The organism is Actinoplanes couchii (genome assembly GCF_016862075.1).
Classification (GTDB): Bacteria; Actinomycetota; Actinomycetes; order Mycobacteriales; family Micromonosporaceae; genus Actinoplanes; species Actinoplanes couchii.
The window spans coordinates 1-9,917 of record NZ_BOMG01000157.1 but is presented as its reverse complement, the minus strand read 5'-3'; the positions used below and the strand labels follow the sequence as shown (position 1 = coordinate 9,917).

Sequence of the window (9,917 nt, the reverse complement as noted above, 5' to 3'; positions counted from 1 at the left end):
AACTGTGCCAAACCCTCTACATATCCGTCGGCGGCATCCCACCGCGGCAGGGCGCCACCCCGCTCGGCCACGAACCGGCCGGGGAGATCGCCGAGATCGGCGCCGACGTGACCGGACTGGCCGTCGGTGACCACGTGGTGCTCAACCCGATGGCCGCCGACGACGGCATCATCGACAGCGGCGGCGCCCAGGGCGGCCTCTCCGAGTACGTGCTGATCCGCGGCGCCGAGGTCGGAAAGCACCTGGTCACTGTGCCGAAGCACATCCCGTTCGAGGTGGCCGCCCTCAACGAGCCGATGGCCGTGGCCACCCACGCCGTCAACCGGCTGGAGCCGAAGCCCGGCCAGAAGGCGGTGGTCTTCGGCGCCGGCCCGATCGGCCTGGGCGCGGCGGTCGGCCTGAAGCTGAGGGGCGCCGCCCACGTGACAGTGGTCGACGTGGTCCCGAACCGCCTGGCCAAGGCCCTGAAGATCGGAGCCGACGCGGTGATCGACTCCTCCCAGGAGGACGTGACCACCCGCCTGCTGGAACTACACGGCGAAGCCCCCCGGTACTTCGGCCGCCACGGCAAACCGGCCACCGACCTGTACCTGGACGCCGCCGGCGTGCCCGCGGTGATCGACACGGTCCTGGCCTCGGCCCGCCACGGCGCCCGCCTGAGCGGCGTCGCGGTCCACAAGAAGCCGGTCCCCATCGACTTCGGCCCCCTGCTGACCAGCGAACTCACCATAGCCCTGGCCATGGGCTACCCCACCGAGATCTTCGAGGTGACCAAGGACCTGATCGAACACTGGGAGAAGTACGCCCTGATCGTCAGCGACGTGCTCCCCTACGACCAGGTCGAACAGGCCCTCACCCTGGCAGCGACCCCAGGCGCCGCCGACAAGGTAGTGGTAACCCTCCCCTGATCTGTCCACCCGGCCCGGCCCGGGGGGAGAAGTCCCGCTCGGCGCGGGGTGGTCAAGAGTCCGGGAGTGGGCATCGGGGGTCGGCGGCGCACGTGTTCACGTCGTCACAGCTGGCTGCTACTGCGCCTCGTAGGGCTTCGGCGATCATTGTCAGTTCGGCTATTTTCAGCTCCACCTCGGACAGCTTGGCTGCGGCCCGGGCGTGCATGCCGGCGCCCCGGGCGTTGAGGAGGGCCGTCACCTCGTCGAGGGTGAAGCCCAGGCGCTGGGATGCCTTGATCAGGCGTAACAGGCTGATCGTCTCGGCGGGGTAGAGACGATGACCGCCGAGCGTGCGATCCGGCTGGGGAAGCAGGCCGCGCCGCTCGTAATAGCGCAGGGTCTGCGGGTTCACCCCGGCCGCCGCCGCGACCTGGCCGCTTCGCAAGCCCGTCATGACGACCGGCGCAACAGGGCCGCGGAGCGCTCCTCGAGGGCGTCGAGGACCCCGGTCTGGGCACCGGGAACCGTGACGGTCAGGCGTGGCCCGTGGAAGGTGAACGTGAAGAACGTGCAGCAGGCGCTCTCCCGGGTGGTCAGATCTCGGGCAGCGGGCATCGCTGACGGGCTGAACTGCCAGGTCAACGCCGTGGACGACAACCGTTGCCAGGAGAGCAGGCCGGAGGTGAGCAGGTCGTCGAACTCGGCGACCCGCAGCGGTTTCGAGGCGGTGGGCAGCGTGCAGGTTTCCGGTGCCCACCCGAGTTCGTCGATGGTCATGCCTAGAAGGTAAGCCTGTACCCAGGTACCGACTGCAAGTCCGGCGCTGGTCGAACCGGAACTGACCTACGGACGGGAACCGATACGCCCGGTCACCTCACCGAGATGTATGACGGCACCGTCCGCCCCGGGCGCGACAGCACTGATCACCACCTCGTCACCGTCGGTGAGGAAGGTCCGGGTACCGCCGTCCGGCAGGGCGATGGGGTTCTGCCCGTTCCACGACAATTCGATGAGGGAACCGCATTCGTCACCACTGACGGTGCCGGAGGCATACAGATCACCGGTCCGCAACGAGGCCCCGTTGGCGGTGAGATGGGCGAGCATCTGAGCCCCGGTCCAGTACATCCCGCCGAACGCGGGCCGGGACAGCACGTGCCCGTTGAGCCGGATCTCGAAGCGGATGTCCAGACCCCAGGCCGGAGTCTTCTCGTCGTCAAGATAGGGCTGCAGCGGCGAGGTTCGCACGGGCGGAGAAACCCGAGCATGATCAAAAGCAGCCAGCGGTACGACCCACGGGCTGATCGACGTGGCGAAGCTCTTCCCCAGGAACGGCCCGAGCGGAACGTACTCCCAGGCCTGGATGTCCCGGGCGGACCAGTCGTTGACCAGGCAGACCCCGAAGACGTGCTCCTCGAAGGCGTCCAGCGGGACCGGCGCACCGAGACGTGACGGGGTACCGACGACAAATCCCAGCTCGGCCTCGATGTCGAGGCGCTGGGACGGCCCGTACTCGATGCCGCCGGAGACGCGCCGCTGACCGGACGGGCGGACGATCTCGGTGCCGGAGAGGACGACCGTTCCGGCCCGCCCGTGGTAACCGATCGGCAGATGTTTCCAGTTGGGTGTCAGCGGCTCCTGATCGGGCCGGAACATCCGCCCGAGGTTGGTGGCGTGCTGCTCGGAGGCGTAGAAGTCGACGTAGTCGGCGACCGTGAACGGCAGGTGCATGGTCACGTCGTCGACCAGCACGACCGCCGCTCCGTCGGTGAGCCAGCCGGCGAGCGACGTCCGCAGCCGGTTCCAGACGTCCCGCCCGGCGGCTAGCAGCGTGTCGAGCGACGGCCCGGCGACAAATTCCGCCAGCGACGGGTCCAGCGCCGCGACCGTGGCGGGCAGGTCGACGACCCGGTCACCGTAGGCGACCCCGACTCGGGGGCGCGGGTCGGCGGCGGTGGAGAAGACGCCGTACGGCAGCGTCTGGTGACCGAGATTCACCGTGGATCCTCCGGTAGGAGACCGTAGCGGAGCAGCCCGTCGACGGGTTCGTCGATGCTGCACGTGCCGAAGCTGACGAAGTGGTGCCGGACGGCCTTGGCCAGGACGTCGTCGATGCCGGCGACGCCCGCGGCCACCCGTTCGCCGTCGGAGTCGGCGAGGGTGCGCTCGATGTCGTAGCCCTGCAGGGCGCGGGCGGTGGCGAGCAGCACGTTGAGGAAACCGTGGTGTTCGAAACCGGTCACCGGGTCACGATGGCGGATCGGGTCGTGAAGGCCGGCGGTCAGTTTGAAGGCGAGACCGCCGCGCACCGCCGCCCAGAGGGCACGGGCGAGCGCGTCCTCGGAGGGGAACATCTCCGCCCGTACGCCGCCGGTCCTCAATTTGAGACGCAGACCCGCCGCCCGGAGTGCCGCCAGGCGGGTCGCATCGATCTCCGCGACCGGAATCTCGGAATAGGTGGTGACCGGGCCGGGAACCGCGTCCGGCGCCTCGATGGCCACGATGTCGGGTGAGGCGGGAACGGGCGTGTCGGCGGCGGGCAGAATGAGCGACACGCGTAACCCCGACGGCAAGGAACCGAAATCGCCGGCCGGGCACACGAATGGTCCGAGCAGAGGCGCGAGGGCCGATTCCCGGCGCGCGACATGGGAAGCGACGGCGCCGGCCAACGGCGTGGACGCGGGCGGGAAAAGGGCGGCGTCGTCGAAGAGGCCGGCAAAAAGGGGGTTCATCGGGCCCAGGTCCAGGCATAGACCCCGTCGTCGCAGAGCCGGCCCGCCTCACCGAGCCCGAGCGGCCGGAACGTGTCGACCATGACGGCGAGCTCGTCGAACCGTTCCACGCCGAGGCTGCCCTCGATGGCGCCCGGCTGTGGCCCGTGCGAATGTCCGCCGGGGTGCAGCGAGATCGATCCGACGTTGATTCCGGAGCCTTTACGGGCCTCGTAATCGCCGCCGACGTAGAACATCACCTCGTCGGAGTCGACATTCGCGTGATAATAAGGAACCGCGACGGCGAGCGGGTGGTAGTCGACCTTCCGCGGCACGAAGTTGCAGATCACGAAATTGGCGCCCTCGAATACCTGGTGCACCGGCGGCGGCTGATGGACCCGGCCGGTGATCGGTTCGAAGTCGGCGATGTTGAAGACGTAGGGGTAGAGGCAGCCGTCCCAGCCGACCACGTCGAACGGGTGGTGCGGCAGCACGTGCACGGTCCCGGAGAGCCCGGCCGGCCCGTCGCCGCGATGCTTGATGTAGACCTCGACGTTCTCCCCGTCGACGAGCTGAGGATCTCCGGGGGTACGAAGATCCCGCTCACAGTAGGGCGAACTCTCCAGGAACTGGCCGTATCTCGATAGATACCGTTTCGGTGGTGCGATGTGGCTGTTCGCTTCGATCGCGTAGAGCCGCAGCATCCCCGACGGCACCCATCGATGGGTGGTGGCCCGCGGAATGACGACGTAATCACCTGTCTTGACCGACAGGTCACCGAAAACGGTCTCGACGACGCCGGAACCGGACTCGACGTAGACGCACTCGTCCCCGGTCGCGTTGCGGTACAGCGGCGAGGCCGTCCCCGCCACGACGTAGTTGATCCGCACGTCGGCGTTCCCGAGCACCAGTCGCCGATCCCGTACCGCGTCGCAGGATTTCCATTCCTGCCCGGCGAAGAGATCGTGCAGTTTGAGGTGCCGGGGCAGCAACGGCTCGTTACCCGAGACAGCCTGGTCGGGCAGTTGCCAGGTGTGTGCGGACCGGACCGCCGACGGCACGTGCCGGTGATAGAGCAGTGACGAGTCGGAGGAGAATCCCTCCTCCCCCATCAGCTCCTCGTAATACAGTTTCCCGTCCGCATCGCGGTGCTGGGTGTGCCGTTTCGCCGGAATGTTCCCGGCCCGCCGATAGTGGGCCATCAGAAGTTCCCGCGCTTGGCCTGTTCCCGCTCGATGGCCTCGAAAAGGGCCTTGAAGTTGCCCTTGCCGAAACCGAGCGAGCCGTGCCTTTCGATCAGTTCGAAGAATACGGTGGGCCGGTCGCCGATCGGCTTGGTGAAGATCTGCAGCAGGTACCCGTCCTCGTCCCGGTCCACCAGAATGCCGCGTTTCTGCAGCTCGTCGATGGGGGCGCGGACCTCGCCGATGCGGGCGCGCAGTTCCGGGTCGGAGTAGTAGGAGTCCGGCGTGGCCAGGAACTCGACCCCTTCGGCGGCGAGCGCGTCGACGGCGCCGAGGATGTCGTTGGTGGCCAGGGCCAGGTGCTGGGCGCCGGGCCCGCGGTAGAACTCCAGGTATTCGTCGATCTGCGACTTCTTCTTGCCGAGCGCCGGCTCGTTGAGCGGGAACTTGACCCGGTGGTTGCCGGACGCGACGACCTTCGACATCAACGCGGAGTAGTCGGTGGCGATGTCGTCGCCGATGAACTCGGCCATGTTGGTGAAGCCCATGACGCGGTTGTAGAAGTCGACCCATTCGTCCATCGCGCCGAGTTCGACGTTGCCGACCACGTGGTCCAGGGCCTGGAAGATCCGCTTGGGAGCGCCGGGACGCTTGCGGTGGGCGGAGGTCCGGGAGACGTATCCGGGCAGGTACGGGCCGGTGTAGCGGCTGCGGTCGACCAGGGTGTGGCGGGTCTCGCCGTAGGTGGCGATGGCCCCGATCCGGACCGTTCCGTTCTCGTCGGTGACGTCGTGCGGTTCGACGAGCACCCGGGCGCCCTGGGCGCGGGCGTGTTCGACGCACTTGTCGACGTCCGGCACCGCCAGGGCGATGTCGGTGATGCCGTCGCCGTGCCGGGTGTGGTGGCCGATCAGCGGGCTGTCCGGGTCGACGCCGCCCTGGATGACAAATTTGATGGCGCCGCTCTTGAGCACGTACGACATGTGGTCGCGGTTGCCGGTTTCCGGCCCGGAATAGGCGATCAACTCCATGCCGTACGCGGACTGGAAGAAGTGTGCGGTCTGGGTGGCGTTGCCGACCGCCCACACGATCGCGTCCCACCCGGTGACCGGGAACGGATCTTCGGCGGAGTCGTACTCGACGAGGCCCACGAGTTGCTTCAGGGTGTCGAGGTCGAGTTCGGCGAGGCGTTCCTCACTGGTCAGCGTCTCGTTGACGGACATCCTGCTCCTTCCAGCGGCGGTGCTGATGCCGACAGCATCGATAACCGGGGACGTGATGCACAACACGTTCATGATCAGCCGGGCAGATTGCCCATGCCGGGGGCCTTCCGCCCCGGCGCCCTGGGCAAACTGCACAGTCAGGGAAACCCCTCGCACTGCATCAATTTATTGACATACCTGAATTGTCGATGGGAACGTACCGGCACCGAACCCCATGTTGTGGAGGGATCCTTCATGCGCCTTCGACGGGCATTCTCACTCGGTGTAGCCGCCCTGACCGCAGCCGCCGGCGTCCTCGCCGGAACCGCGGCGCCGGCCCAGGCGGACGTCACGGTGACGCTGGCCAACACCATCGCGCTGAGCAACTGCTCGGCCTCGCTGGTCCGGTTCCCCACCTCGGTCAGCACCGACAGCGCGATGATGCTCACCAACGGGCACTGCTACGAGGGCGGATTCATCCCCGCGGGCCGGGTGATCCAGAACGTCTCCAGCACCCGCTCGGGCACCCTGCTCAACAGCTCCGGCGGTTCGGTCGCCACGGTCCGGGCCAACCGGGTGCTCTACGCGACGATGACCGGCACCGACGTCACGCTCTACCGCCTCAACACCACATTCGCCAACCTTTCCAGCTCGTACGGCGCCACCCCGCTGACCATCTCGGCCGCGCACCCGACCGCCGGCACCGGGATCGGGATCCCGTCCGGATACTGGAAGCGGGTCTGGAACTGCTCCATCGACGGCTTCGTGCCCACGCTGCGTGAATCCACCTGGACGTGGACCGACTCGGTCCGTTACAACGCCGGCTGTGACACCATCGGCGGCACCTCCGGATCACCGATCGTGAGCACCGCCACCGGCGACCTGATCGGCATCAACAACACCGGAAACGAAGACGGCGCCAGCTGTACGCTGAACAACCCCTGTGAGGTCAGCTCCACCGGTGTGATCACCGTGCTGAAGGGCCGCAGCTACGGCCAGCAGACCTACTGGTTCACCACCTGCCTCAACTCCAGCCGGGCCATCGACCTGACCGTCAGCGGTTGCCTGCTCCCCAAGCCGTAACACCAGCTGAGAACCGGCCGGTGTGGTGATCCGCCACGCCGGCCGTCCGGCTACCTTCTCCCCCATGCGGCGATACATCCTGACCGGCGCCCCGGGCTCGGGGAAGACGGCACTGCTCCGGCAGCTGGAGCTCGACGGGTACGCCGTCGTCGAGGAGGCCGCCACCGACGTCATCGCGCTGCGGCAGGCCCTCGGCGTCGACGAGCCGTGGCGGGAGCCGGGCTTCCTGGAGCGCATCGTCGACCTGCAGCGCACTCGGGAACTCGCCACCGCCGGGCGTGCGGTCGCCTTCTTCGACCGGTCGCCGGTGTGCACGCTCGCGCTCGGCCGGCATCTGGGGATTCCGGTGCCGGCCACGCTGCTGGCCGAGGTGGACCGGGCGGCGAAGACCTACGAACCAACTGCTTTTCTGGTACGCGGGCAAGGGTTCGTGCACCCGACCGCGGCCCGGCGGATCGGGGTCGAGGAGGCGTCACGCTTCGAGCGGATCCACGAGGAGACCTACCGGGAACTGGGATTCACCCTCGTCGACGTGCCCGCGGGACCACTCGCCGCCCGGGTGTCGGTGATCAGCTCGGCGGTCTCGGACGTGTAGGGATCGCGGGCCTCCAGGGCCTCGGCGAGTGGGATGTCGCGGCGGGCGGCCAGGCGGCGGCGCTGCCGGACCTGGGCGCTGGTCCTCGGGCGGGATTTCGGATCTCGGCCGCAGCCACAGGGCTCGAATCCCTCGTACCGCAAACCGGCTTGAAGAACCGCCGCGACCGCCACCCAACCGGAAGTGTCCCGGCGACGTGGAGCAGCGAAATCGTGACCGACATTGACCATCGGCACCCGGCATCGCGGGCACGGATGCGCCCGGTCGTCCCACGGCAGCTTGCTGCGATGACGGCACGGCACACACACGTAGTGAACCCGGTATGTCACTTGGGAATAACGGCACATCATCGGCTCCTCACGGCGTGGACGCGCTCGACGGTACCGGCCCGGGCCCGATCCGACTCGACGATTTCGAACCGGCCGGCCAGCAGCGGGAGTTGGCGGCGGGTGAAATGCTCCCCCGCTGACGGGATCGTGACCCGCTCCAGCAGCCGTTGGGCGACCCGGATCGGGGGCCAGGCGCTGGCCACGTGATCCAGCAGGAGCAGCCGGCCGCCGGGAACCAGCACCCGGTGCATCTCGGACAGCGCCCTCGGGGGCGACGGGATCGTGCACAGCGCCAGCGCACACACGACCGTGTCGAAAACGGCGTCCGGGAACGGCAACTGCTCGGCGTCGCCACAACACCTGCGCGCCGTCCGGTCTTGCGCCATCCGGAGCATCTCCGGGCTCAGATCGACGCAGGTCACCACAGTGTTACGCGGATAGTGCGGCAGGTTCAGACCCGTGCCCGCGCCCACGTCCAAGACCCGGCCCTCGGCTCGCGCACCCAGCCACTCACGGCCACCACGGAACCAATGCCGATCCAGAAAGGCGATCTGCCTGTCGTACGTCGCGGCGTTGCGGTCCCAGATCTCGCGGTTCCCGGCGGTCCGACTCATACCGACCAGCGTGCGCCGAGCGGGCAAGCCCGGACCCGGCGATGACCATCCCGGCCCAGCTCAGGCGGCGACCACACGGATCACGTCGGGCGACATTGCTCCGGGCGACATTGCTCCGGGCGGCTTTGCTCCGGGTCGCTTCGGGCCGGGTCGCTTCGGGCCGGGTCGCTTCGGGCCGATTTGATTCAGGGCGATTTGATTCAGGGCGCCTTGCTTCGGGTCGGTTTGCGGATTGCGTCAGGTGGTGGCCATGCGGATCAGGAAGTTGCCGCCGAGCATCAGGACGTCGGCGCCCGCGACCAGGGCCATGCTGCGGTTGAGGCTCTGCGCGGCCAGTTCCGGTTCGCCGCCGCCGGTCATGCCGCGCAGGGCGAGAACGATCGCGGCCAGCACCAGCGGGATGCCACCGATCAGCAGATAGCCCATCGGGAACGGGCTGTCGCTCCCGGTCACCAGCAGGGTCAGCATCACCGCGGGCACGATGCCGAAGAACACCACGGCAAGTCCGGCATACCAGCGAAGCGGCGCGATCGAGTTCGTCACCCGGGGAATCCTAACGGCGGCCCGTCCCGGACGTACCGTCAGGAGATGGGTGATGAGCAGGACCGCCCCGCCCGGGTCGAGGACGTCGAGGAACTGGCGTCGGCGATGCCGCACGTAACGGTCGAGCACGGCCGGGACGGCAACGCGATCTACCAGGTGGGCCGAAAGTCGTTCGTCTTCTTCCGAACCCCACGCCCCGACGCCGTAGACCCGCTGACAGGCGAGAAATGCCCGGACGTGATCGTCTTCTGGGTACCGACCGAAGCCGACAAACAGTCCCTGATCCAGGACGAGACCACCCCGTTCTTCACCACCAAGCACTTCGACGGCCACCCATCAGTGCTGGTACGCGAATGCCGCCTTGGCGAACTGACCAGAACCGAGTTGGCCGAGATCATCCAGGACGCCTGGCTCTCCCAAGCGTCCCCTCGCCGAGCAGCCACCTGGCTGGCAGACCACCCCGCCACCCCCGACCACCCCTGAACCGACCTCCCAAACCGCCCCGCCCTAGCCAACCAGTCGCCCGCCCCGCCCTAGCCGACCGCCCTGGCCTGGCCTCGCCGTCATCCCATCCCCTCCGCGGGCCCGGCGGTCATCAGATTCCTCCGTGGATACTCCGGCCTTCAGGCCGGAGAGGAAACGGACTCCTGCGGAGCAGGTCAGGAATAGCCGATTCGCCGTCAAGGCGGATCGGCGTCAAGGCGGATCGGCGTCAAGGCGGATCGGCGTGCACCCTGACGGGTGACCCGCATGGTCATCTCCGAACAGC

The 9,917-nt window shown here is 68.1% G+C and carries 12 protein-coding genes; 4 read left to right on the top strand and 8 right to left on the bottom strand.

Going from position 1 to position 9,917, the window contains the following annotated elements; all coding sequences use genetic code 11:
* A partial coding sequence (locus Aco03nite_RS51890) for a zinc-dependent alcohol dehydrogenase (RefSeq protein WP_203810577.1) occupies positions 1–908 on the top strand: 908 nt, incomplete at its 5' end.
* Positions 909–960: 52 nt separating this feature from the next.
* Here the strand turns inward: Aco03nite_RS51890 and Aco03nite_RS51885 are convergent.
* The 6 genes from Aco03nite_RS51885 to hppD form a co-directional block, all read right to left on the bottom strand.
* The gene (locus Aco03nite_RS51885; RefSeq protein ID WP_203810575.1) at positions 961–1,344 is read right to left on the bottom strand and encodes a MerR family transcriptional regulator; all 384 of its coding nucleotides are present in this window, start codon (positions 1,342–1,344) and stop codon (positions 961–963) included.
* Positions 1,341–1,667, bottom strand: a complete 327-nt coding sequence (locus tag Aco03nite_RS51880) for a hypothetical protein (RefSeq protein WP_203810573.1) — start codon at positions 1,665–1,667, stop codon at positions 1,341–1,343. The genes Aco03nite_RS51885 and Aco03nite_RS51880 overlap by 4 nt, the downstream gene beginning before the upstream one ends.
* A 66-nt stretch (positions 1,668–1,733) precedes the next feature.
* Positions 1,734–2,885, bottom strand: coding sequence for a fumarylacetoacetase (gene fahA, locus Aco03nite_RS51875; protein WP_203810571.1), 1,152 nt, complete (start codon positions 2,883–2,885; stop codon positions 1,734–1,736).
* Positions 2,882–3,442, bottom strand: coding sequence for a hypothetical protein (locus Aco03nite_RS51870; protein WP_203810569.1), 561 nt, complete (start codon positions 3,440–3,442; stop codon positions 2,882–2,884). Before Aco03nite_RS51870 ends, fahA begins: the two co-directional genes overlap by 4 nt.
* A gap of 173 nt (positions 3,443–3,615) precedes the next feature.
* On the bottom strand, positions 3,616–4,800 hold the full coding sequence (locus Aco03nite_RS51865; RefSeq protein WP_203810567.1) for a homogentisate 1,2-dioxygenase: 1,185 nt from the start codon (positions 4,798–4,800) through the stop codon (positions 3,616–3,618).
* Positions 4,800–6,005: a 4-hydroxyphenylpyruvate dioxygenase gene (gene hppD / locus Aco03nite_RS51860; RefSeq protein WP_239146151.1), complete on the bottom strand. Its 1,206-nt coding sequence runs from the start codon at positions 6,003–6,005 to the stop codon at positions 4,800–4,802. Before hppD ends, Aco03nite_RS51865 begins: the two co-directional genes overlap by 1 nt.
* Positions 6,006–6,239: 234 nt before the next feature.
* On the opposite strand from hppD, the gene Aco03nite_RS51855 reads away from it, so the two are divergent.
* Positions 6,240–7,067 carry a S1 family peptidase gene (locus tag Aco03nite_RS51855; RefSeq protein ID WP_203810565.1) on the top strand — a complete coding sequence of 276 codons (828 nt, stop codon included), beginning with the start codon at positions 6,240–6,242 and terminating at the stop codon, positions 7,065–7,067.
* Between the two features lie 64 nt (positions 7,068–7,131).
* Entirely contained in the window at positions 7,132–7,662 is a 531-nt protein-coding gene (locus Aco03nite_RS51850; RefSeq protein WP_203810563.1) for an AAA family ATPase, read from the top strand.
* A gap of 346 nt (positions 7,663–8,008) precedes the next feature.
* Here the strand turns inward: Aco03nite_RS51850 and Aco03nite_RS51845 are convergent, their stop codons facing one another.
* A complete protein-coding gene (locus tag Aco03nite_RS51845; RefSeq protein WP_203810561.1) occupies positions 8,009–8,605 on the bottom strand; it encodes a class I SAM-dependent methyltransferase in 597 nt (198 codons plus the stop codon).
* A 237-nt stretch (positions 8,606–8,842) separates the two neighbouring features.
* Positions 8,843–9,148, bottom strand: coding sequence for a hypothetical protein (locus Aco03nite_RS51840; RefSeq protein WP_239146150.1), 306 nt, complete (start codon positions 9,146–9,148; stop codon positions 8,843–8,845).
* 45 nt (positions 9,149–9,193) lie between these two features.
* On the opposite strand from Aco03nite_RS51840, the gene Aco03nite_RS51835 reads away from it, so the two are divergent.
* Positions 9,194–9,631, top strand: a complete 438-nt coding sequence (locus Aco03nite_RS51835) for an MmcQ/YjbR family DNA-binding protein (protein WP_203810559.1) — start codon at positions 9,194–9,196, stop codon at positions 9,629–9,631.
* Positions 9,632–9,917 lie beyond the last annotated feature (286 nt).